Below are 23,361 nucleotides of genomic sequence, written 5' to 3' on the forward strand. Positions count from 1 at the left end.
TGCTGAGCATAAACCCTATAGTGGCTATAGAGTCAAGGTCACTGGGCAGGCGGAACACGTGTATCAGATTGGAGAGTTGGCCAAGCGGGCGGGTTGTAGTGTGCAGACGGTACGCTACTACGAGTCACGGGGCATTATTCACGCGACACAACGCACAGACGCCAACTATCGGCTGTACGATGATCAGGCGGTGAGCAGCCTGTTGTTTGTGCGCCGTTGCCGTCAGTTGGGCATCGGATTGGCAGATATCCATCAAATACTCACCCACCAGGCCAACCCTGATCGTGACTGCCACGCTATCGACGGGCTGATTGAGGCGCACCTGAAGACGGTTGATCAGAAAATTCACGAACTCCAAACCCTGCGTGAGCACCTGCGCGCCTTGGGCGGTGCCTGCCCTGATAATGGCACGGTTGAATCCTGTCAGGTATTGCAACAATTACAACGGGTCAGTGTTGGTGACCGTCAGAGGACAAAGCAACCATGAAATTGATCATAGGGAACAAAAACTACTCGTCCTGGTCTCTGCGTCCGTGGCTGCTGATGACCGCGCACAATGTACCTTTTGAGGAAGTCTGCATTCCGCTGTATACCCCCCAAACCAAAGCCAGGATCCGGGATTATCATGAAGCCGGCAAAGTGCCGGTATTGCTGGATGGGCATACCCGTGTGTGGGATTCTTTGGCCATCTGCGAATACATTTCTGAGCGTTATCTGGACAACCGGGGCTGGCCAGACGATCCGTTGTTACGGGCAGAGGCCAGGGCGTGTAGCTGTGAGATGCATTCGGGTTTTTTTGAGCTGCGCGAACGGATGCCGATGAACTGTCGGGCGCAAGACCGTCTGGTTGACAGGGATCCGGCATTGGACGAAGAAATTGCCCGTATCGACAGTATGTGGTGTGGATTGCGCGCGCGTTTTGAGTCCCAGGGCCCATGGTTGTTCGGACAGTTCAGTATTGTCGATTGCATGTACGCACCGGTCGCTGTGCGGTTTAACACCTATCAGGTGGCGTTGTCTGAGTCGGCACAGGCTTATCAGAACACCGTGTTGGGACATCCGGCGGTGCAGGATTGGATGGCGCAGGCGTTGCAGGAGTCTGCGGTGATTGTTGATGCGGAAGTGGGTCAGTGAGGTATCCCTATGCGAACTAAGTTCGCCATGCACGGAACATTGTCTGTGCGTATCGACGGACAAGTGCTGATCCTGGAAGGGCAAGGCCCTTGGAATACCGAAGCCTTGCAAATCGAAGATGAACGCATCATGACCCAAGTCAAAGGATTGTACGGTCAGCCATGGGGTGTGTTGGGTCTGTTTCGGGGAGAAGCGGTTTACGTGCCTGAGGCGGCGAAAGCGTTGGTCGAAAACGTACGGGAGGAAAAGCACCAGGGCAGGATTGCGACCGCCATCGTCATTGAAGCCAGTCCCTCTGCACAGTTTTCGCAGTTACACCTGAAAGACCTGTACCAACAGGCATCAGAGAATGTGTCTTTTTTCAGCACTGAAGCAGACGCCATGGCATGGTTGCAGCGGCAGCTTCAGGTCGCTGGCAAAGGCTGAAAAAAAGCCCTGTTAAACAGGGCTTATTGTTTTAGTGAGCGTGACCATGGTCACTGACATCCACGGTGAGCAACTCAATGTTGTCACTGAAGGTCAGGGTTTTTACCCCGCCGTTTCTCTCAATGTTGACGGTGTTTATCTGACTGTGCCAGATATCGCGCAGAGCATTGTGACGGATTTTCAGGCTGCTCAGGCCCTGCAGTTGCTCAGTTTCCTGATACACCCATAAGAATTTGCCGTCCAGTTCGACGCCGACCCGACTCAGGGGCAAAGGCTCGCCATTATCGGTCACTATGAAGAAACGCTCGGCCACATAATCGGCAAACTGTTGTCGTGTCTCGGCTGAGCCGAGTACGTCCGCTTGCTTACCGAAAATTTCTTTAACGGCGTGCTCGGCATCGTGCAGGTAGAAGCGATGCATCACCTCGATGTTGTCGGTGCGTGGATTAAACAACACTTTGGTGATCGCTGCCTTTTGCTGATGGGCATGGGCGCCGGCTGACAGCAGCAGCGCGCAGGAGGCCACGATGAACACACGGAGCCAGTGCTTCACTGGTCATCCTCCGCAGCGTCGTCGCTGGTTTTTAACTCGGTCTTGCTGTCTTGCATGATATCCCGGTAAACCTTGCCTGTACGCTTTTTCGCTTTGTATGACTCAATCCGGGAAGGAATGATACGGCGTGGATAGTGGTTGTTATCCACATCGACGTCGGCGGTTTCCCAATGGGGATCGACGGTCACGCTTTTCAGCACTTTGTCCTTGTCGGTGACAAACAATTTGCTGACCGCTTTGGGTGTTCTGCGCCAGATTTCAGCCGGAATGTAGTGCTCCTCCGTGCTGCCGTCTTCAAACGACAGCTGCAGGATGATAGGCATGACCAGACCACCCAGGTTGGAGAAGTCCATGACATAGTAGTTCTTGTCTTCCTGAACTGCCCGTTCAAGGGCTGTGCGCTCCCAGGGCTCGAGCTTGTCGAGATAAGACTGGTAAGCATTGCGCTCTTTGTTGGTGACCGTAAAGCGATCATTTTCATCGTAAAAGTCGCTGATATCGGGGAAACGCTCGATCCACAACTTGCGGCCTTCTTCACGATTGCGAATGTCGGTCAGTGACTTAGGCTTGTCCAGTTCGGTCTGACGTTCACGGGCAAAGTCGATGTCCGGATCTTCGGTATCAAGGCGCAGCTTATACACTCTGTCGATAGAAATATCGACGTGATCGGTGGAATAGAACCAGCCACGCCAAAACCAATCCAGATCAACACCGGTCGCTTCTTCCATGGTGCGGAAGAAGTCTGCTGGAGCCGGACGTTTGTATTTCCAGCGTGTGGCATATTCTTTAAAGGCAAAGTCGAATAACTCTCGGCCGAGTATGGTTTCGCGCAGAATGTTCAGCGCAGCGGCCGGTTTGGTGTAGGCATTAGGCCCCAGACGCAGAACGCTGTCTGACTGGGTCATGATAGGCACCTGAGTGGATGACTTCATGTAATCGACAATGTCACGGGGCTCCACACCCCATGGGATATTCGGATCCCATTCACGGCCGGCAACGCCATCCAGAAAACTGTTTAAGCCTTCATCCATCCAGGTCCACTGACGTTCGTCAGAGTTAACAATCATCGGGAAGTAGATGTGTCCGATTTCATGGATCACCACGCCAATCAAGAAGCGTTTTTCGGCCTGCGTGTATGTACGGCTGCCATCGTCCTGCAGCGTAGTGCGAGGTCCGTTGAAGGTGATCATCGGGTATTCCATGCCACCGACAGGGCCATTCACAGACTGGGCAACCGGGTACGGGTAATCAAACGAAAAGCGCGAATACACATCCATCGTGTGAATGACAGCTTCGGTCGAATATTTCTTCCACAGATCGCCACCCTCTTTGGGGTAGAACGACATCGCCATGACCAGGGGTTGGACGTCGCCGCCTTGTTGATAGCCGCGCGCGTCCCACATGAATTTACGTGAACTGGCCCAGGCAAAATCCCGCACATTTTGTGCTTTGAAACGCCAGGTTTTGGTTTCATCGGTGCCGGCTTTTTCATTTTCCAATGCTTCTTCAGGGGTTACCACAAACACGGTGCGCTCGGCTGTTTTGGCTTGCTCGAGCCGATCCCGTTGGGTTTTGGTCAACACATCCCGAGGGTTTTGCAGTTCACCGGTCGCCGACACAATGTGATCTGCCGGGACGGTGATGTCGACGTCATAGTTACCAAACTCCAGGGTGAATTCACCGCGACCAATGAACTCTTTGTTGGTCCAGGCTTCATAGTCAGTGTAAGCGGCCAGGCGCGGGAACCACTGGGCTAACAGGAAAATGTCGTTGCCCCCTTCCCGGGCGTCATCGGGGAAATGCTCATAACCTGAACGGGCTGAAACGGCATCTTCCTCGACGATGTTGAACGCAAAATCAATGCTCAGTTGTGTACGTTGACCGCTTTTCAGCGGCTGTTTCAGATCCACACGCATCAGCGTGCCGACAATGGTGTGACGCAACGGGTTGCCGTCGGCGTCGGCTACCTTCTGAATGTCATAGCCCAGTTCATGGTCTTCAACGAAATGCTGACGACGCAGGGCAGCCAGACTGATTTTGGCCGGCGCGTCATCGGTTGCCGCCTTTGTGCCCGGTCCGCGGTTACCGATACCACCAAAAGTGGTGGTCTTGGCCGACATAGAATCATTGCGGAACTTGTTTTGATCCAGTTGGATCCAGAGGTATTTCAGGGTGTCCGGTGAATTGTTGTGGTAGGTGATGTGCTCACTGCCCTGCAGACGACGCAGTTCTTCGTCCAGGGTTACCTGAATGCGATAGTCGACCTGCTGTTGCCAGTAGGCATGGCCCGGCTCACCGGCAGCATTGCGATACACATTAGGGGTAGGAAGCACTTCGTCCAACTGACGGAACTTGTCTTCAAAATCACCTTTGGTTTGTTGAATGGCAGCCTGTGCAGGCATGCCGGTGAAGCACAGTAGCAGTGCAACGGAAGAAAACAACGACTTCATGGGACTCCTGAAACGGTGTGACGAAACGCGCGATTTTAACGTTTCTGTTCGCGTGTGTCCCTGTCATTAAGGGCAAAAATACGGTCAGTCATCGTATGTTGCGCATTCCTTTCCATACCTTATGCCATTCAAAAGCTTGTTTATTCGCGCTGTTGTAATAGATTACCTCAATTGCAGGGCTATCAACGGGTCGAAGAGAGGAACGAGGGCGTGGAAGGGGCGACACAATTCAAATGGCAACGGGCCGTTGTGAAAGTTGGCAGTGCACTGGTGCGTGGGGACGGTGCAGCCGATCCCCAACACTATGTAGCCCGCATCGCAGGGTTCATTGAAGCGGCGCTGGCACAAGGCAAAGAAATTATTCTGGTCTCATCCGGCAGTGTCGCCGCCGGCAAGGATCACATTGCGGTCTATCATCAGCCGACCATCGCTGAAAAGCAGGCCATGGCGGCGATTGGACAAATGCGCATGATGGCCAACTGGCAGCAGTATTTTTCCCGACCCTGTGCGCAATTGTTGTTGACCTACGGTGATTTGCACCACCGCACCCGCTACGTCAACATCAAAAATACCCTGCGGGAGCTGTTAAAGCACAGTGCGCTACCGATCGTAAACGAGAATGACACGGTGGCGGTCAATGAGTTGAAAGTCGGTGATAACGACAATCTGGCTGCCTATACGGCGATGATAGCTCAGGCGGATACGCTGTTTATCCTGTCTGACATTGATGGTCTGTTCACTGCCGATCCCCGTCGCGACCCCGGAGCAACCAAGATCCCTGTGGTGGAGACCATTACGCCTGATATCCACCGTCTTGCCGGCGGCGCCGGTTCAAGCGTTGGTACCGGCGGTATGCAGACCAAACTTCAGGCGGCTGAAAAATGTGCCAACAGTGGTATTCAGACAGTGATTGTCAATGGTCGTCAGGACAGTGTCTTTGAGCCCTTGTTGCAGGGCGTGTCGCCGGGTACCTTGTTTTTGGCTCAGCAATCCGGCCAAAGTGCGCGCAGCCAGTGGCTCAAGCATACGCTGAAATCCCAGGGGGAAGTGCTGGTGGACGAGGGTGCTGCCGATGCGCTGCTGCGCCGCGGTGCATCGTTACTGCCCAGCGGGATTGTCGATGTTATCGGGCAATTCCACAGCGGTGATGCCATTACCGTGCGAACCGCGCAGCGGGTTATTGCCAAAGGCCTGGCCAATTACAGTGCTGCCGATTTGTCACAGTTGAAGGGATTGCGCACCAGCCAAATCGCAACGGTGCTGGGCTATACTCGTGGTGACGTGGCGATTCATCGCGACGATTTGATTCTACTAACCGGACAGTGAGGGATCCTATGAATTTTTCGATACAAACCGCCGCCAAGGCTGCCAAAGCGGCTTCACGACAGGTGGCCCGTTTGTCAGGACCACAGAAGGAAGCCTTGCTGCTCAGTATTGCTGACATTTTGCGAGCCAACACGTCACGTATCCTGGTGGCGAACGAAAAAGATCTCGGTGAGGGACGGGCCAATGGACTGGACAGTGCGATGTTGGATCGGTTGCTGCTGAACAGCGATCGGATCAATGCCATTGCGCTGGCCGTTGAAGCCATCGCCGCGCAGCCCGATCCGGTTGGTGCGATTGCCAACATTGAACGTATGCCCAGTGGCATACAGGTTGGCAAGATGCGCATCCCGCTGGGTGTGATCGCGATGATTTACGAGTCTCGTCCGAATGTCACCATTGATGCTGCGGCGCTATGCCTGAAGGCCGGTAATGCTGTCATTCTGCGTGGTGGCAAAGAAGCGTTGCACTCCAACCTGGCATTGGCCAGTTGTATCCACAAGGCTCTTGAAAAGCACGGCATCGATCCGGCTGCGGTGACGGTGGTGCCGAATCCCGACCGAGCTGTGATGCAGGACATGATGACCCTGGAGCAGGATATTGACCTTATCATTCCTCGCGGTGGTGAAGGTTTGATCCGCTTTGTGTCCAGCAACAGTCAAATCCCGGTGATCCAGCATTACAAAGGGGTCTGCCACCTATACGTCGCCGAACACGCCTCGCTGACCACCGCCGAAGCCTTGCTCGAAAATGGCAAAACTCAGCGCACCGGTGTGTGCAACGCCCTCGAAACGTTGTTGGTTGACCGGCGCATTGCGGACGCTTTTTTGCCCCGCGCCAATGCCGTGTTCAGCCGCCACAAGGTGCGTGTGCATGCCTGTGAATCGAGCCGTCCCTATTTTGACGATGCCGAATCGGCCGTCGAGGGTGACTGGCATGCAGAATACCTGGCGATGGAAATTGCCGTGCGCGTGGTGGATGATTATGATGCGGCACTGGAACACATTATGACCTATGGCTCAGGTCATACAGAAGTGATAGCAACAGAGAACTATGCGCAGGCGCAACGTTTTCTGCGTGAAGTTGATTCGGCCGTCGTGATGGTGAATGCGTCGTCGCGGTTTTCCGACGGCGGTGAGTTGGGGTTAGGGGCTGAAATTGGTATTTCAACCAGCAAGCTGCACGCCTACGGGCCGATGGGGGCCGCATCATTGACGACCGAAAAATTCATTGTGTTAGGCGAAGGGCACGTGCGGGCCTGAGTCCGACTACGGGTATCTGAAAATGGAGAATACTGTGCAAACAACATCAGAACTGGACGCAAAAAACCTGGCCACCTTGGTCTATGCCCTGCAAGCGGCCTCTTTTGTCATTGGCATTACCTTTATCGCCGCCATCATTATCAATTACGTGAAGCAGGACGATGTCCGCGGCACGCTGGCTGAGTCCCATTTTCGCTGGCAAATTCAAACCTTCTGGATCAGCGTGGTGTTGATCATCGTCGGTATGTTACTGATGGTAGTTTTGGTCGGCTGGTTGGTGCTGGTGGCCAACGCTATTTGGGTCATCTATCGCATCGTCAAAGGCTGGGTTTACCTTAGCGACGGCAAACCCATGCCTGTTTAAGCGTCACCGTCACCCATCGCGGTTGCCATCAACAACGCGTGGAAAAAGCGAATCGCGCGTTCATAATCCGCCACTGCCAATTGCTCATTGATGCCGTGAAAGCGCGGCAGTGATTCGGGGGTCAGGGTTACCATCATAAACCGGTATACCTGATCGCTGAGTGGGTAAAAGTGTTTCGCATCGGTACCGCCACGTACCATGTAGGGTGCGACCAGCACATTGCTGTCTATACGTCGGATGGTTTTTTCGATCAGCCGATATCCCAGGGTATCCGTTGAAGACACCGGTGACGCCTCATTCGCCATGAAAGGGGTCAGCGTAACCCTGGGATCATCAATCGCCTGCTGCAAGTGAGCAATCACATCGTTGGTTGTCACTCCCGGCATGGTGCGTAAGTTGACCACCGCGCTGGCTTCGGTGGGCAGAATGTTGGATTTCGAACTGCCGGACAACATTGTCACCGCCGTGGTGGTGCGGATACTGGCGGCACTGTTGGGATCGCCGAGCAGGGTTGCTTCCACCAATGGCGCCAACAACCACAGATTGGCCATCGCCAGCTTCTGGCCAAAGCCCGCATGCTGACCGACCCGGTCAAATGTCATGCGGGTAAATTGTAGGTCAGTCTCGAACGGCGCGTTTTCTACCTTCACGATGGCACTGGCCAGGATCCCCGCGGCGGTGTGATCAGGGGGCTGTGACGAGTGCCCACCTTCGGCGTTGACGGTCATCTTCACATTTACAAAGCCTTTCTCGGCGACACCGACAATGGCCACTGGCTGTTGAATGCCTTGCATCAGGCCATCTGTGACGGCTCCACCCTCATCGAGCACAAACGCAAAGCGGATGCCTTGCTGGGCAAAGGTTTCGGCGATGGCCTTGGCACCCTGTTCTCCACCGACTTCTTCGTCATGGCCAAATGCGAAATACACTGTGCGCTTGGGTTGTACGCCCTGACGTAACAGGTACTCGAGGGATTCAAGCAACGCCATCACGGTGACTTTATCGTCCATCGCGCCCCGCCCCCAGACGATGTCATTGGCAATCACACCGCCGAAGGGATCGTGTTGCCATTGTTCACGGGTGACGTCATCCACTGGTACTACGTCCATGTGCCCCATGAACAATGCTGGTTGCAGGCTTGTATCGCTGCCCTGTACCGAAAACACCAGGCTATGTTCGTTGACCGTTTGTGGGTTGGCCTGTTGATGCACCAGTGGAAAAGCCGTGGCCAGAAAGCGATGAAAGTCGGTAAATGCCTGTGTGTCTACCTTGCTGGGATCATCATGGGAAATCGTGGCGAAAGTGAGCGCTTTGGCAAACCGTTGTGTCGCCGCTTGCATATCGATGTCGATGGGGGCAATCTGCGGTTCGGCGCTGACTTGCTGATAACCGTAGTAGCTGAAGGTTCGCACCACAGCGACAGCAAGTGCCAACGAAACCGCCAGCACCAGCAACAGCATGATCTTTTTCATGTTGATTCCTCTGGTATTTTTGTCAGTATACGCAGGTTTTATGTCGTCGCGCCAGCAGCGGTCCGAAGGGCCATACGTTCGCTACCACCGTCACACGTTTGTGAGGATACATTGTGTCAAATCCGCTGTTGTTTATGATCTGTGTGTGTATCTGGGGTTCGACCTGGATAACCATACCTTACCAGCTCGGAACGGTTGATCCGGTGTTGTCAGTGGCCTATCGCTTTGCCCTGGCCGCAGTGATGCTCGGGCTATTCTGTCGTTGGCAGCGTATTTCATTGCGACTGCCAGTGCATATCCACGTAAAGATGGCGGCGGTTGGCCTGGCACTGTACACCCTAGACTATACCTTGCTGTATCACGCTCAACAGTATGTGATCAGTGCCCTGGTGGCATTGATGAGTTCATTGATCATTTATTTCAACGTGTTTTTAAGACGCCTGTTATTGGGCAAACCCATCCGCATTCCGGTCCTTGTCGGGGCAACCCTGGGCCTGGCGGGCATGGTGTGTATTTTTTATCCTGAGTTTGCCCATGTTCAGCAAGATAGCTTGTTGTGGCTGGGCATATCACTGGCGCTGGCGTCTTTCCTGTGCGCGGCAGTGGGCAATGTGATTTCCGAGCGGATCCTGGATCACGGTACCCCGGTTGTGGCGATGAATTTCTGGGCAATGAGTTATGGACTGGTGTGGTTGTCGAGCTATGCTGCAATCAGTGGTGCCCGTCTGACACTTCCGGCAGACCCTCATTACTACTGGTCGTTGCTCTATCTGTCATTGTTTGGTTCAGTGCTTGCCTTTGGTGCCTACATGCGTCTGTTGCAACAAATGGGCTCCGACAAAGCGGCGTATGTGGTATTGCTTTATCCGCTGGTGGCATTGGCACTGTCGACGCTGTTTGAGGGCTATCAATGGCACATCAGTGGCCTATTGGGGGTGATGCTGGTGCTGCTGGGGAACGCCATCGCGATGGAGAAGCTGCCCCGGCAGCGCCAACCGTTGTCGACCCTCGCGTCCGAAACGGGTAAGGCTCCGGACTAAAGCCGACGTATCTGCTGATCAATACTGTAACCGGGTTCGGTGACGATGGCTTCCAGTACCTCAATACGCTTTTTGAGCTCAGCGATTTGGTCGTTTTTCTTGCTTTGGGGTTTGTTGCAACCGGGACGTGGATCCCGGACCTCGCCATTGAGCCAGGCGCGCAGTTGCCATCCACGGGTGGTATCGATGCGAAAAGCGAGGTAGTACAGTCCGGCAAAGGACGCTAAAAACAGGGTCAGAAACAGGTGCTCCATTGGGCTTCTCCGTTGATTGATTCACACCGATAGTCCATGGCGAGGATTTTTTATTACATCCGTTGTAATAAAAAAATCTCCGTGCAGACTAAAGAGCAAAACACAAAAACACCTTTTATCGGGACGTCAAAGGATTGCAAACCTCCTTCGAACACATCATTAAAGAGTATGACGGATTGTTAGGTCGCGTCGCAGCCACCTATGAGGCGAACCCTGCACTGCAACAGGAGCTGGTGCAGGAGATCAGCCTGGCGTTGTGGCAGGCATTGCCTCGCTTCGAAGGTAACAGCAGCTTGAAAACGTACATTTTGCGGATCGCGCACAACAAGGCTGTGAACCATATTGCGTACCACACCCGTCAACCCCGCACCCAATACGAGGACGGTGATGCCATGGAAGTGGTCGCGCCGACGAATACTGAACATCAAATCAGTCAGGATCAGCAAGTTGCGCAGTTGCTGGCTTCGGTACGCAGGTTACCGTTTCAGAGCCGCCAGGTAGTGACGCTGATGATGGAAGGATTGAGCTACCAGGACATTGCATCCGTCAGCGGTATGACGGTGACCAATGTTGGCGTCACGCTTAATCGGGCTCGTAAGGTCCTAATGGAGAACATTGATCATGTCGGATAACCCTGATCCGCTACAGCGCTTATGGCAAAGCCAGCAAACCCAGCATCCCGATCTGGATAAACTGCGACGGGACTGGCGTTTGATCCGTTACAAGCAGATAAGCTACATGACCTTGGATATCCTCGGCTTGTTGACCGGTCCGCTGTTGCTATGGTTGATGGCCGAACGCATGCACTGGTTTGAATTTGCCTGGCTGGTGGCGATCGTCGTCCTGGCGACCCCATTAACTGGCTATGTGCTGTGGCAACGCAGGGATGCTTTGCGTACCCGGGAGATTGCAACCCAGGACTACCTGGTCCTGTTGCTGAACCGTTCCAGACGGAACGTTAAGATTGCCCGGGTCACCCGACATTCAGTGATTGCCCTTGTGCCGATGTTTTTTATTCTGCATGCCGGGGTCTATTGGCTGGACGCCTATCCGATGGAGCGTTGGCTGAACAAAGTCATCGCGTCGACCGTCATTTTGGTCGTGCTGTTGCCGGCCATGTGGTTGTGGGCAAGGCGTCGGGAGCGACGCTTCGAACAGGAATCCCGCCAGTTGCAGGAACAAATACACGAACAGTAGTCACGCCAGGTTTATATACCTTTGTCCGCCGTCGTCGAATCAGCGCAGTGGTCGTGCTACAGTGAGTGGTGGTTCGACCTACTGAAGGTTTGCTTGTGCCTGGGGTTCAAGTAAATTGACGCCATCAACACCTATCTGGGCAAATGCCATGAGCGAAATTCAACACCTGCTAGACAATAACCAGCGTTGGTCTGAGAAAATCAACGACGCCGACCCGGACTTTTTCGACAAGCTGTCCAAACAACAATCCCCTGAATACCTTTGGATAGGTTGTTCCGACAGCCGCGTGCCCGCTAACCAAATCGTCGATTTGTTGCCCGGTGACATTTTTGTGCACCGCAATGTGGCCAATCAGGTCATCCATACCGACTTCAACTGCCTGTCGGTGGTGCAGTTCGCCGTGGAAGTGCTCAAGGTGAAGCACATTATTGTGTGTGGGCACTACGGTTGTGGTGGTGTCGAGGCAGCCCTGACCGACAAAGGCTTTGGTATTGTCGATAACTGGCTGGGGCATATTAAGGATTTGGCCTACAAACACCGTGACGAACTGGCCACTCTGGAAGGCCCTGTAAAATCGGCCCGTATGTGTGAACTGAATGTGCTAGAGCAATCGGCCAACCTGAAGCGTAACAGTATCATTAAAGATGCCTGGGCCCGTGGTCAGGATTTGACCATTCACAGCTGGATATACAGCCTGAAAAACGGTCGAATCACCAATCTGGATATGCAGTAAACGGCGTTGTACCGTCGGCGTGTGTCGGTAACTTACTGACATACGTCGATCTCCTGCAAATGTAAACATTCACTAACAACTTTAACAAGGATTTTACTCTTTAGTCCTTCCCCCATTCCTTGAGTGTGGTATAACAAAATTTCGCCGGACAGTATTTTGGGCGAAAACCACATAATAAAAGGGAAAATCCATGAACAAAAACACGAAAATGAAGATTGCCGTCGCTGCAGCTGCAGTGAATCTCGCTCTCACATCTTCTGTCGTTGTCGCACAGGAACAAGAACAGGAACAGGATAGCATCGAGAAAATCCGCGTCACCGGCTCGCTGATCAAGCGAACCGATTTGGCCGGACCTTCGCCGATCACCTCCATAGACGCAGACCAGATTGCCAATACCGGCGTAACCGATCTTATCGGCTTGTTTACCAAGTTGCCGATTTCTGGTCAGGGTACCTTCTCGACCCAGGGCAACAGCTCTGATGATACTGCTAACGGTGGTTCGAGCGTGTCTCTGCGTGGACTGGGTGCCGACAGCACCTTAATCCTGATCAACGGTCGCCGCGTGTCTGTATCGCCTTTTGCCAAAGGCATCGATACGGCATTTGTGGATATCAACAATATCCCGCTGTCCGCCATCAAACGGGTTGATATTCAAAAAGACGGTGCCTCCGCTACCTACGGTTCTGATGCCATCGCCGGGGTTATCAACATCATTCTTAAAGACGATTTCGAAGGTGTGGAAGTCAGTGCCAAAATCGGTGATACCGCCGATGGCGGTGGCAAGGAGCAAAACCTTAGCCTGATGTTCGGCACGGCGACCGATAAAGCCAGCCATACCTTTATTCTGGATTATTTCGATCGCGAAGAAGTCCTCTATGCTGATCGCGACTACAGCCGTTCTTCCAACCAGGCGGCATTGCGTCCCAACGACCCTGATGCGGTGGACTTCCGCAGTTCGTCGGGCATTCCGGGTACCATTGCGTTGGCGTCAGACCCGACCAACCGCATCATCGACGAATTTGGCAATGACACCTGCCCTGCAGAGGACATCGATCGCGCCAATAACCTGTGTCGCTATGATTATGCGCCCTACATGAGCATGTTCCCCGATGCCGAGCGCCTGAGTTACATCTACCTGGGTAATTACGAGCTGGATGATGACATGCGTGCTTTCGTCGAGTTCAGTGGGCAGAACTCCAAATCGGTTGTTCGTGGTGCCGGTAGCCCGAGTTTCAACGAGTTGTTCATGTCCGGTGATAACGCCAATCATCCGTTTGCCGATGACCCCACCCACCCGTTCTATGGTCAGGATTTGACCATGCGTCGTCGTACCGTGGATATCGGTAACCGTGAAAAGCGCGTCGATACCGATTATTACCGCGCCATTGTGGGTCTGGAAGGTGAATTTGGTGACTGGAGCTGGGAAACCGCGTACAGCTACATCAAAAGTGAGTCGGTAGAGCGTGGTGTGGACGGGTTCCCGAATTCCCGCCGTATCCAGGAAGCCATCGACAGTGAGCTTTGGAACCCCTTTGAGCCCTCGTCCAACTCCCAGGAAGCACTGGACTACATCGAAACCACCACCACTCGTATCGGTAAATCCACCAACAAGTCTCTGGACTTGGTGTTCTCCGGCCCTATCGCCCAAATCGGTGAGATGGACGTGATGATGGCCATCGGTGCGGAGTACCGCGAAGAAGCCATTTCGGATAACCCGGATGAGCAATACCTGCGTGGTGAAGTGTTCGGTACCGAAGCCACCCAGGCCAACGGTAGTCGTGACAGCACGTCGATTTTTGCCGAAGTGATCGTGCCAGTGTCAGACACCTTTGAGATGCAATTTGCCCTGCGTCATGAAGATTACAGTGATTTTGGTACCACCACGGATCCGAAAATCTCGTTCCTGTGGACACCGATGGATACTCTGTCGATTCGTGGCTCTTATGGCACCGCGTTCCGCGCGCCGTCGCTGCATCAACTGGGCCTTGGTCGTACCGATGAGTCACCAAACCTGGTCGATACTGCCCGTTGTAATGCTGTAGGACTGGGTTGTCAGCCCCAGGAATATACAGCTATTTTTGCCGGTAACCCGGACCTAGGGCCGGAAGAGTCGACAAACTACAATATCGGTCTGATCTATGAAGTCACTGACAATCTGGATTTCTCAATTGACTACTACAGTTACGATATTGAGGACATCATTGATTCTGATACCCAGTTTGTTTTCACCAATTTCGGTACCGACTCCTCTGTTGTAGAGCGTTTACCCACGTCTAACCCGAGCGATCCCGGCGAAGTGGTACGCATTTACGACTCGTTTCAAAACATCGGAGACCTGGAGACCACCGGTCTTGATCTGGATGTGGGTTACACCCTGCAGTCCGACATGGGCGACTTCCGCTTCAGTTACGTGATGAACTATGTGTTGAAGTATGAAGAGTACCGTCCGAGTGTGGACGGTGGACGTCGTCTGAATCGCCAGGAAGGTGAATTTGAACAGCCCGAGGTGCGTTACACCGCAGCGATGGACTGGTCCCGCGATGTGTGGAGTGCGTCGGTGGCTGTCAACTACATTGGTGAGTTTGACGGCAGTGCGGATGCCGGTTTTGGCGACAAAACCGTCGATGCAATGACCACCGTGGATTTGGTGGTGAACTATGTCGGCTTCGACAACACCACATTGACCGTGGGGGCAACCAACCTGTTCAACGAAGAACCCCCGTACAGTCATCACGACTTTATGGGCTTTGTGAACACCACCCACAGTGGTCAGGGCCGCTTCATGTACGCCAAAGCGACCTATCGCTTCTAAGCGAGCCAATCAGTTATAGAGGCGCCTTCGGGCGCCTTTTTTTTGGCGCACAGGGCACATAAACGGTATACTTCCTGGCACGATTAAAGGAGATGTCCCATGTCACGGATGCTATGGGCGCTGGTGCTCTGCCAGTGCGTTGTTATGTCGGCTGCAGCCACCACCGCCGCCAAGGTTCCTGTAGAAGCTTTTTCACAATTACCCCAGTTTACCCGACCCAGTCTGTCCCCTTCCGGCAACCGAATTGCGTACTTGCACAATGCACAGCAACCGGAAGTGACGGTGATGGGCTGGAAAGATCGCACCACCGGAGAGCAGGGTTATCTGTTTTCGTCGGACAACCTCAACGCCCGTATCAACTGGCTGCGTTGGGTCAACGAAAGCACGATTTTGTTCAGTGTCCGGTTTGCCGACAATCGCGGTGGTGTGGATACCAAAGAGACCCGCCTGTTGTCGATCAATGTCGAGCATGAAAACCCCGAGCCGACGGTACTGATCAAACCGCACAGCTTTCGTGATCACATCTCGCAATTTCAGGACAAGGTGATTGATGATTTGCCCGATGATCCTGACCATGTGCTGATAGAGGTGGATCTCGACGTTCAAAACCAGCCTTCGGTGTACAAGCTGAATGTACACACCGGGGCGAAATCCCGGGTAGAGAAAGGCAAGCGTCAGATCCGTTGGTTTATGACAGACCAGCAACACCGCGTGCGATTGGGCGAAAAGCTCAGTTACCGTACCGGTGAAGCCGTCATTTACGTGCGCCAGGCAAACAGCGAAGAGTGGCAGTCACTGTACGAATATGACGCCCTGAAAGCGCCGGGCATTGAACCCTTGGGCTTCGATTTGGACCCCAATATTCTGTATTTCGCGGTGTTCGAGAATGACCGTAAAGTGATCAAATCGATGGATTTGCGCAGTAAAGAGCAGACCCTGGTCTACAAAGACCCGGACTACGACGCCGATGGTCGCCTGATCTATTCCAGCGCAACCGGAGAGGTCATCGGCATCACACACCTCAATTCACCCACCGGCCGCATTTACTGGAAAGGTGACCGGCAACGGTTATTGGACGGCCTCAATAAAGCCTTACCGGAGTTTGACAATTACCTGGTGGATTTCAGCCGCGACGAGCGCGTCTATCTGATGTATTCGGAAACCAGCAACATGCCTGGGGCTTATTTCCTTGGTGACCGTGACAAAGGCACCTTGGAGCTGGTATTTGAACAGTACCCCGAGATACCGACCGATTTGGGAACCCAGCGATTGGTTACCTATCAGGCCCGTGATGGGGTGAGTATCGAAGGCTACCTGAGTCGCCCGGCAGGACAGGATGGCCCTGTACCGACCATTTTGCATCCTCATGGTGGTCCCGGTGCCCGAGATGTCAGTGGCTTTGACTATTGGACCAGCTACTTTCTGAGTCGGGGGTATGCGGTGTTTCGGCCTAACTTCCGCGGTTCGACCGGCTATGGTTACACCTTTGCCCAGCAACAGATGCAAGGCTGGGGGCTGGCGATGCAGGATGATCTGACCGATGCCGCTCATTGGCTGGTCGAGCAGGGCATTGCGCAAAAGGATCGTATGTGCATTGTTGGTGCCAGCTATGGTGGTTATGCGGCATTGATGGCAACGGTCAAGACGCCGGACCTGTTTCAGTGTGCGGTGAGCTTCGCCGGCGTCAGCGATTTACCTGAATTGATTTCACACCATCGTCGTTATGTGGGCTTGAAGTTTGTGCGTAACCAGATTGGTACGGACAGCGATGATATGGAGGCCCGCTCGCCTTATTACCATGCAAAATCGATCAAGACGCCGATTTTGTTGGTACACGGCGAAGATGATCGGGTCGTGGACAAGCGCCAATCGGCGCTAATGGCCGATGCGCTGGAAGATGAAGATAAAGACGTGGAATATATCTTGTTACCTCAGGGCGACCACTACCTGTCAATACAGGGCAACCGTCACCGCTTTTTCCGCGCCATGGATGCCTTTCTGCACACCCACCTGGCTAAATAGCGCCTGCGATGTTTGTGCACCATTAAACGATGAAGGGCTGCGTCATCAGGGCCCGGCAATGTTATACTGCCGGGCTTAATCATCCCGGCAGTAGACTATGAGTACCCCACACGTTTCCACCGCGCCCAACACTAAGCCCGCCCTGGGCCTGGTTGAGTTCATCATCCTGATGGCGTTTATGACGTCATTGGTGGCGCTGAGTATCGATGCGATGTTGCCGGCGCTGAGTCTGATTGGAGAGGATTTACACTCCAGTGGTCCGCAACAGGATCACCTGATCGTGTCGTTGTTCTTTTTAGGCATGGCGTTGGGGCAGTTGGTTTATGGACCCGTGTCTGACGCCAAGGGACGGCGGTTTGCGATCATTTCCGGGCTGGTGATCTTTGCCATCGGCACGGTGATTTGCATGTTGGCCAAAGACATGACCGTACTGCTTTTTGGCCGTGTGGTACAGGCGTTTGGTGTCTCCGGTCCAAGGATTGCGTCGCTGGCACTGATCCGGGACCAGTACGCGGGCGATGCAATGGCTCGGGTGATGTCGTTTATCATGATGGTGTTCATTCTGGTACCGATGCTGGCGCCGGTATTTGGCCAGGCCATCCTGTGGTTTGCTTCCTGGCAGCACATTTTCACCTCATTTTTGATCTTTGGCGCCGGACTGGGCGTGTGGTTTTACCTTCGTCAGCCTGAAACCCTGCCAGCATCGCAGCGGGTCCCGTTCAGCTGGCAGCAGTTGTGGGTGTCTTCCAGATTTATTCTGACCCATCGCCAGGTGATGGGGTACACCCTGGCGATGGGGTGCATTTTCGGCGCGTTTCTGGCCTATCTGAGTGGCTCGCAAACACTGTTTCAGGATATCTATGCGGTGGGAGAATGGTTTCCGGCCTTTTTTGCAGTGTTGGCTTTTTCGATCGGGTTTGCTTCGTTTGTAAACGGCAAGCTGGTGATGCGACTGGGTATGCTGCGTTTGTCACTGGCCGCGCTGAAAGGCGTCATCGTTGGCTCTGTGGTGTTGTGTGCGTTGGCCGTTAACTATCAGGGCCTGCCACCGCTGGCACTGCTGGTGGGGGTACTGTTTGTGACCTTTTTCTGCGTCGGTATCCTGTTTGGCAATCTGAACTCCATGGCCATGCATCCGTTGGGGGAAATGGCAGGACTGGGCGCGGCCATCATTGGCTCATTGAGCAGTTTGCTGTCGGTGCCGGTCGCCATCGTGATTGGCAGTTTTGTGCAGCACACCATGACGCCTATCGCGGTTGGATTCTTACTGTTTTCGGTACTGGCTTATCTGGCGGTGAAATGGGCAGACGCCAATCAGCATAACAATATTTGCTGACCGCCGAGCTGCCTTCATCGAGGATGTGTTGCGGGCGTTACTTCACCAGGCGCACGGAGCGTGGTGCATGCAGGTTTTCGACAATGTCCACAACCCGTGGATGACGCACACCATTTTTCATTTTGTCGTAGTGGAAACTCTTCATTTCCAGTGCCTGACAAAAGCGATAAAAGGTCATAAAGTCCTGACGGGTGAAGTCTTCGGCTTCACGTGTCAACTGACTGTCTATGTACATCTGATCCCCATTTGCCGTCAGGGTTGCAACGGCGGTGTAGGGGTCACCATAATTCTGCACGCGCAGCGCTCGAACCATTTTTACTTCAAAAATCCAATCATCCATTTGGGTGAAACGTGATATTGAAGATTTCATCTATTTTTCTCCTGCAAGTCACACTTGCATCTTCATTCAGGACTCATAACGACGGACCACCGGAAGACAAAGCAAGGCTCAGGCCATAACCTCAGAGCCTTACAGGCGGTGGCTTAGAAAATTACGTTATAAAAAACAGTCTCCATTCGGCGACACCAAAAGGCGGCCAAACGGCAATTCTTCCGTGAAGGTGGCGTTTTGTCCGGTATTATTGTTATTAAAATCAGGCACTAAGACCAAAAATGTAAAAAATGGTTCGCTGTCACTTTTCGCCGACAGTCCCTGAAACCCCCCATTTATCTGGGGATAACACCGATAATGCGACTCGGTTGAACGGCTTAAAACGGCAAAATAAACCCGTTTGCTACCATATCGGCAGTGGCAGTGTATTTCTACACTTTTTTTGGATTTTTTCCAGAATCTTAGCGGCTTACAGGCGGGCTGGGAAAAATATTTTCCGTCATTAAAGTGTCATTTTTGCGCAGACAGAAAAAACCCGGCCACAAGGACCGGGTAAAAGGGCTTAGTAAAGCACCTAACGACAGAAACTGTCAGGCCATCGCTGGCCGTGAGATCAATGACTCTCGACGATCGCTTTCATGTCGGTCATGTATCCGCGTAATTGTTCACCCACGGTTTCGACACCGTGCTGGCGAATGGTCTTGTTCACCTCAACCAGGGTTTTGTTGTCCACACCATTATTGGACAGTTGCAAACCTTTACCGATGTCTTCGCTGGTCAGGGTCGGCATTATCTTGTCACGCAACAATGGGATAGCGGCATTGGCGAATAAATAGTTGCCGTATTCGGCTGTGTCGGAGATGACCACGTTCATTTCATACAGGCGCTTACGGGCGATGGTGTTTGAAATCAACGGCGTTTCGTGCAGCGATTCATAGTAGGCCGACTCGGGCAGAATCCCCGCTTCTACCATCACATCGAAGGCCAGCTCCACACCCGCTTTAATCATCGCTACCAGGAAGATGCCATGATCGAAATACTCTTGCTCGGCGATTTTCCCGTCATACACAGGGCTTTGTTCAAAGCCGCTGCGACCGGTTTCTTCGCGCCAGGCCAGCAAGTTAGCATCACCGTTGGCCCAGTCTTCCATCATGGTGCTGGAAAAGACGCCGCTCATGATGTCGTCCTGATGTTTCTCGAACAGCGGTCGCAACGTCGCCTTCAAGTTTTCAGACAACGCGTTAGCGCGCAGTTTGGCCGGATTGGATAAACGGTCCATCATGTGGGTCACACCGCCGATTTTCAGTGCTTCGGTGATGGCTTCGAGGCCGTATTGGATCAACGCGCCGGCATAACCAGGGTCAATGCCATCGGCAACCATTTTGTCGTAGGCCAGAATGGCTGCGGTCTGTTGCATGCCGCACAAGATGGTTTGCTCACCCATCAGATCGGATTTCACTTCGGCTACAAAGGAAGATGCCAGTACGCCAGCCCGATCGCCGCCAGTGGCAGAGGCCAATGCTTTGGCAATGTCCCAACCTTTTTGCTCTGGATCGTTCTCTGGGTGAACCGCGATCAACGTCGGTACACCGAATCCGCGTTTGTATTCTTCGCGCACTTCCGTGCCCGGACATTTCGGCGCGCACATCACAACGGTGATGTCGGCGCGGATCTGCTGACCTTCTTCGACAATGTTGAAGCCGTGGGAATAACTCAGCGTAGCGCCCTGCTTCATCAACGGCATTACCGCTTCGACAACACTGCTGTGCTGTTTGTCGGGTGTCAGGTTGTAGACCACATCTGCCTGGGGAACCAGCTCCTGATACGTGCCGACCGTAAACCCATTGCTGGTCGCCCGTTGAAAAGACTCACGCTTTTCATCGATGGCTGCCTGACGCAGAGCGTAGGAAACGTCGAGACCAGAGTCGCGCATGTTCAGGCCCTGGTTTAAGCCCTGCGCACCGCATCCGACAATAACGATTTTCTTGCCTTTGAGGTAATCGCAGCCGGTTGCGAATTCTTCGCGCTGCATAAAGCGACAGCGGCCAAGCTGGTCCAACTGTTGACGTAACGACAACGTATTAAAGTAATTAGCCATGGTGATCCTATTCCAAACATCAAGTCAGTGACGATCTTGTGGGGTGAGGATAGTAGAACGGTTTTGTTGTGGAAAATGATATATTTGCAAGATAGTATTTCATTTTGTGCAATAACGAGGCGCGGCGTGGACTTAAAGACACTTCAACTGTTCCAGCATCTGGCCGGAACGCTACATTTTGGCCAAACAGCAGACGCGATGTACGTCAGTCCGTCGACACTTAGCCGCGCTATCCAGCGTCTGGAAGATAGCCTCGGGGTCGCCTTGTTTGTGCGTGATAACCGCAGTGTCACGTTAACGGCCGCGGGGCGGCGCACGCTGGCCAGTTGTCAACGCATACTGGAAGAGTGGCAGTTGTTGCACGGGGAGTTGGATGAACAGCAGCAGCTTTTGCGCGGTGAACTGAGTTTATTCTGCTCGGTAACCGCCAGTCTCAGTCACCTGCCCTCGATACTCAATCGGTTTCGCCGCGCACATCCGCAAGTGGAATTGAAATTGGATACCGGCGATCCGGCATTGTCGGTGCGCAGGGTCACCGAACAATCCGTTGATGTTTCCATCGCAATTCATACGCCGGATTTTCCGGCTGAGCTGCGTTTCTTATTGTTGGATCATATTCCTTTGCTATTGATTGCACCCAAAGCCCTGGGGTTGACCCGCCTCAGTGAGGTTGACTGGCGCAAGCATCCGATGATCTTACCCGACTCGGGACCGTCAAAACGTATTGTTCACCATTGGTTTGCCGAGCAAGGGATCAGGCCCAGGGTGTATGCCAGCGTCGGTGGCAATGAAGCCATCGTCAGCATGGTCGCACTGGGCTGCGGAATAGGTATTGTGCCGCAGGTGGTGGTGGATCATTCCATCGCAGGCCAGTCGGTCAGCCGCATCGCTATTCCGAATATAGAGGACTATCCGCTGGGGCTGTGTTGTCTGCAAAAACGCGCCCAGGAACCCGCCATCAAAGCGCTGTTTAACGAGGCCGCGCAGGCATGGCAGTTGCCGGGTTAAGCTGACGAAAAATTGTGTCCAGAGCCCGATAGCTCAATGCTTCTGCAAGGTGAACCCGCTGTATGGTTGTTGTGCCGGCCAAATCTGCAATCGTGCGGGCTACCCGCAATACGCGATGGTGGCTGCGCATTGAAAGCCCCAATTGCTCGATAGCGGTGTGCAAAAATTCTTGTTCATCATCGCCCAGGGCACAAAACTCGGTTAGCTGCGGTGGCGTCAGCCGGGCATTGCTGCAGCCGCTGCGGGCTTGTTGACGGTTATGGGCAGCAGCCACCCGTTTACGTACCGCATCGCTACAGTCGTCTGCAGGTTGCTTGACTTGTCGTCGTTCATTGGCAGGTACCAAGGGTACATCGACCTGCAGGTCAAAACGATCCAGCAGTGGACCGGATAAACGCTGCAGGTAGCGCAACACCTGATCGGTCGTACTGCGTCCATCGTTCAACGCGCCGGTCGGGCTGGGGTTCATTGCGCCCACCAGTTGAAAGCGGGCCGGAAAACACACTTTGTATTTGGCCCGTGCAATATGAATTTCACCATTTTCCAACGGTTCGCGCAGCCCATCCAGCACAGAGCGGGCAAACTCGGGTAATTCGTCGAGGAACAGAATGCCGTTGTGAGCCAAGGAGACTTCGCCGGGTCGTGGTAGGTTGCCACCGCCCAGCAACGCAGCGGCAGAACTGCTGTGGTGCGGTTGACGGAAGGGGCGGGTTCGCCAGTTGGGCTCGTCGGTGTTGCTGCACAACGATTGCAGCATGTGGTGCTCAAGGGCCTGGCTCTCATCCATCGGCGGTAACAGCGCAGGCAGGCGCTTGGCCAGCAAGGTCTTGCCGGTGCCCGGGGGGCCGACCAACAGAATGTTGTGGCTCCCGGCAGCAGCGATTTCCAATGCCCGCTTGGCATGGGCCTGTCCAATGACATCGTTAAGATCCGTGTTTTGTTGCGGCGCAACCGGTGAGTGGACGGGTTGGACACCGGGCAAAGGCGTACCGCGCTCGAGGGACAGAAATGCCTGTTGCAAGTCCGTTGCGACGCCAATGTCTTGTGTATCGACAAGCGCTGCCTGGGTCTGATTGTCCGGTGGGATAATACACCGGTGTTTGGCCTTTCGGGCTTGATACAACATGGCCAGCAGGCCGGCGACGGCGCGCACCTGTCCGTTTAATCCCAACTCGCCGAATACTTCCAGCGACGGCCAATGGCGTGTGTCTAGCTGATAATGGGCGGCCAATATCGCCAGCGCAATGGCCAGGTCCATGTGACCGCCGTCTTTGGGCAGGTCGGCGGGCGCCAGATTGATGGTGATACGGCGGGCCGGAAACTCAAAGCCACTGTTGATGATGGCACTGCGCACCCGTTCACGGGATTCCCTGATGGCGGTGTCACCGAGCCCGACCAGTTGAAAGCTGGGTAATCCCGGAGACAGGTGGGCTTCAATGCTGATCAGCGGCGCTGACAGGCCCAGGGTGGTTCGGGAATGCAATACGGCCATTGCCATACCACGGATCCTTGTGGTGGATTGTCTTGATCCAGAGTGTAGCGCAGC

Annotated in this window: 21 protein-coding genes; 14 read left to right on the forward strand and 7 right to left on the reverse strand. The window is 53.8% G+C overall.

Going from position 1 to position 23,361, the window contains the following annotated elements; all coding sequences use genetic code 11:
- Positions 1-58: 58 nt before the first annotated feature.
- From LJ739_RS12015 to LJ739_RS12025, 3 genes are read left to right on the forward strand one after another with little or no spacing between them, the layout of a single operon-like run.
- Positions 59-487 (forward strand): MerR family transcriptional regulator, encoded by a 429-nt coding sequence (locus LJ739_RS12015; protein WP_229160832.1) that lies wholly within the window; start codon positions 59-61, stop codon positions 485-487.
- The gene (locus tag LJ739_RS12020; RefSeq protein ID WP_229160833.1) at positions 484-1,134 is read left to right on the forward strand and encodes a glutathione S-transferase family protein; all 651 of its coding nucleotides are present in this window, start codon (positions 484-486) and stop codon (positions 1,132-1,134) included. The genes LJ739_RS12015 and LJ739_RS12020 overlap by 4 nt, the downstream gene beginning before the upstream one ends.
- Before the next feature lie 9 nt (positions 1,135-1,143).
- Entirely contained in the window at positions 1,144-1,560 is a 417-nt protein-coding gene (locus tag LJ739_RS12025; protein WP_229160834.1) for a hypothetical protein, read from the forward strand.
- 31 nt (positions 1,561-1,591) lie between these two features.
- Here LJ739_RS12025 and LJ739_RS12030 read toward each other — a convergent pair whose 3' ends face one another.
- Positions 1,592-2,113, reverse strand: coding sequence for a DUF6702 family protein (locus LJ739_RS12030; protein ID WP_229160836.1), 522 nt, complete (start codon positions 2,111-2,113; stop codon positions 1,592-1,594).
- Positions 2,110-4,563 (reverse strand): M1 family metallopeptidase, encoded by a 2,454-nt coding sequence (locus LJ739_RS12035; protein WP_229160838.1) that lies wholly within the window; start codon positions 4,561-4,563, stop codon positions 2,110-2,112. Before LJ739_RS12035 ends, LJ739_RS12030 begins: the two co-directional genes overlap by 4 nt.
- Before the next feature lie 210 nt (positions 4,564-4,773).
- Here LJ739_RS12035 and proB point away from each other — a divergent pair, with 210 nt between their 5' ends.
- From proB to LJ739_RS12050, 3 genes are read left to right on the forward strand one after another with little or no spacing between them, the layout of a single operon-like run.
- Positions 4,774-5,889, forward strand: a complete 1,116-nt coding sequence (gene proB / locus LJ739_RS12040) for a glutamate 5-kinase (protein WP_229160840.1) — start codon at positions 4,774-4,776, stop codon at positions 5,887-5,889.
- A gap of 8 nt (positions 5,890-5,897) precedes the next feature.
- Positions 5,898-7,148, forward strand: a complete 1,251-nt coding sequence (locus LJ739_RS12045) for a glutamate-5-semialdehyde dehydrogenase (RefSeq protein ID WP_229160842.1) — start codon at positions 5,898-5,900, stop codon at positions 7,146-7,148.
- 34 nt (positions 7,149-7,182) lie between these two features.
- Positions 7,183-7,512: a DUF4870 family protein gene (locus LJ739_RS12050; RefSeq protein ID WP_229160844.1), complete on the forward strand. Its 330-nt coding sequence runs from the start codon at positions 7,183-7,185 to the stop codon at positions 7,510-7,512.
- Here LJ739_RS12050 and LJ739_RS12055 read toward each other — a convergent pair.
- On the reverse strand, positions 7,509-8,984 hold the full coding sequence (locus tag LJ739_RS12055; RefSeq protein ID WP_229160846.1) for a M20 family peptidase: 1,476 nt from the start codon (positions 8,982-8,984) through the stop codon (positions 7,509-7,511). The two genes, LJ739_RS12050 and LJ739_RS12055, sit on opposite strands and share 4 nt — an antisense overlap.
- 113 nt (positions 8,985-9,097) lie before the next feature.
- Between LJ739_RS12055 and LJ739_RS12060 the strand changes: the two genes are divergently transcribed.
- The gene (locus tag LJ739_RS12060) at positions 9,098-10,024 is read left to right on the forward strand and encodes a DMT family transporter (RefSeq protein ID WP_229160848.1); all 927 of its coding nucleotides are present in this window, start codon (positions 9,098-9,100) and stop codon (positions 10,022-10,024) included.
- Here LJ739_RS12060 and LJ739_RS12065 read toward each other — a convergent pair.
- Positions 10,021-10,278 (reverse strand): hypothetical protein, encoded by a 258-nt coding sequence (locus tag LJ739_RS12065; protein WP_229160850.1) that lies wholly within the window; start codon positions 10,276-10,278, stop codon positions 10,021-10,023. The genes LJ739_RS12060 and LJ739_RS12065 overlap by 4 nt on opposite strands.
- Positions 10,279-10,412: 134 nt before the next feature.
- Between LJ739_RS12065 and LJ739_RS12070 the strand changes: the two genes are divergently transcribed.
- The 6 genes from LJ739_RS12070 to LJ739_RS12095 all read left to right on the forward strand — a co-directional run bounded on the left by LJ739_RS12070 (position 10,413) and on the right by LJ739_RS12095 (position 18,378).
- The gene (locus tag LJ739_RS12070) at positions 10,413-10,910 is read left to right on the forward strand and encodes an RNA polymerase sigma factor (RefSeq protein WP_229160852.1); all 498 of its coding nucleotides are present in this window, start codon (positions 10,413-10,415) and stop codon (positions 10,908-10,910) included.
- The gene (locus LJ739_RS12075; protein ID WP_229160854.1) at positions 10,900-11,475 is read left to right on the forward strand and encodes a hypothetical protein; all 576 of its coding nucleotides are present in this window, start codon (positions 10,900-10,902) and stop codon (positions 11,473-11,475) included. Before LJ739_RS12070 ends, LJ739_RS12075 begins: the two co-directional genes overlap by 11 nt.
- 148 nt (positions 11,476-11,623) lie before the next feature.
- Positions 11,624-12,208 carry a carbonate dehydratase gene (gene can / locus LJ739_RS12080; RefSeq protein WP_229160856.1) on the forward strand — a complete coding sequence of 195 codons (585 nt, stop codon included), beginning with the start codon at positions 11,624-11,626 and terminating at the stop codon, positions 12,206-12,208.
- Positions 12,209-12,398: 190 nt separating this feature from the next.
- Positions 12,399-15,020, forward strand: a complete 2,622-nt coding sequence (locus tag LJ739_RS12085) for a TonB-dependent receptor plug domain-containing protein (protein ID WP_407646781.1) — start codon at positions 12,399-12,401, stop codon at positions 15,018-15,020.
- 99 nt (positions 15,021-15,119) lie between these two features.
- On the forward strand, positions 15,120-17,042 hold the full coding sequence (locus LJ739_RS12090; protein ID WP_229160858.1) for an alpha/beta hydrolase family protein: 1,923 nt from the start codon (positions 15,120-15,122) through the stop codon (positions 17,040-17,042).
- Between the two features lie 97 nt (positions 17,043-17,139).
- Entirely contained in the window at positions 17,140-18,378 is a 1,239-nt protein-coding gene (locus LJ739_RS12095; protein ID WP_229160860.1) for a multidrug effflux MFS transporter, read from the forward strand.
- 37 nt (positions 18,379-18,415) lie between these two features.
- Here LJ739_RS12095 and LJ739_RS12100 read toward each other — a convergent pair whose 3' ends face one another.
- Positions 18,416-18,748, reverse strand: a complete 333-nt coding sequence (locus LJ739_RS12100) for a hypothetical protein (RefSeq protein WP_229160861.1) — start codon at positions 18,746-18,748, stop codon at positions 18,416-18,418.
- A gap of 574 nt (positions 18,749-19,322) precedes the next feature.
- Positions 19,323-20,807 carry a ketol-acid reductoisomerase gene (gene ilvC / locus LJ739_RS12105; RefSeq protein WP_229160862.1) on the reverse strand — a complete coding sequence of 495 codons (1,485 nt, stop codon included), beginning with the start codon at positions 20,805-20,807 and terminating at the stop codon, positions 19,323-19,325.
- A gap of 126 nt (positions 20,808-20,933) precedes the next feature.
- On the opposite strand from ilvC, the gene ilvY reads away from it, so the two are divergent.
- Positions 20,934-21,815: an HTH-type transcriptional activator IlvY gene (gene ilvY, locus LJ739_RS12110; protein WP_229160863.1), complete on the forward strand. Its 882-nt coding sequence runs from the start codon at positions 20,934-20,936 to the stop codon at positions 21,813-21,815.
- On the opposite strand, the gene LJ739_RS12115 is transcribed toward ilvY, so the two are convergent.
- Positions 21,778-23,313: a YifB family Mg chelatase-like AAA ATPase gene (locus LJ739_RS12115; protein WP_229160864.1), complete on the reverse strand. Its 1,536-nt coding sequence runs from the start codon at positions 23,311-23,313 to the stop codon at positions 21,778-21,780. The two genes, ilvY and LJ739_RS12115, sit on opposite strands and share 38 nt — an antisense overlap.
- Positions 23,314-23,361: the final 48 nt, after the last annotated feature.

It is taken from the genome of Fluctibacter halophilus (assembly GCF_020687825.1).
In the GTDB taxonomy this organism is placed as follows: Bacteria; Pseudomonadota; Gammaproteobacteria; order Enterobacterales; family Alteromonadaceae; genus Fluctibacter; species Fluctibacter halophilus.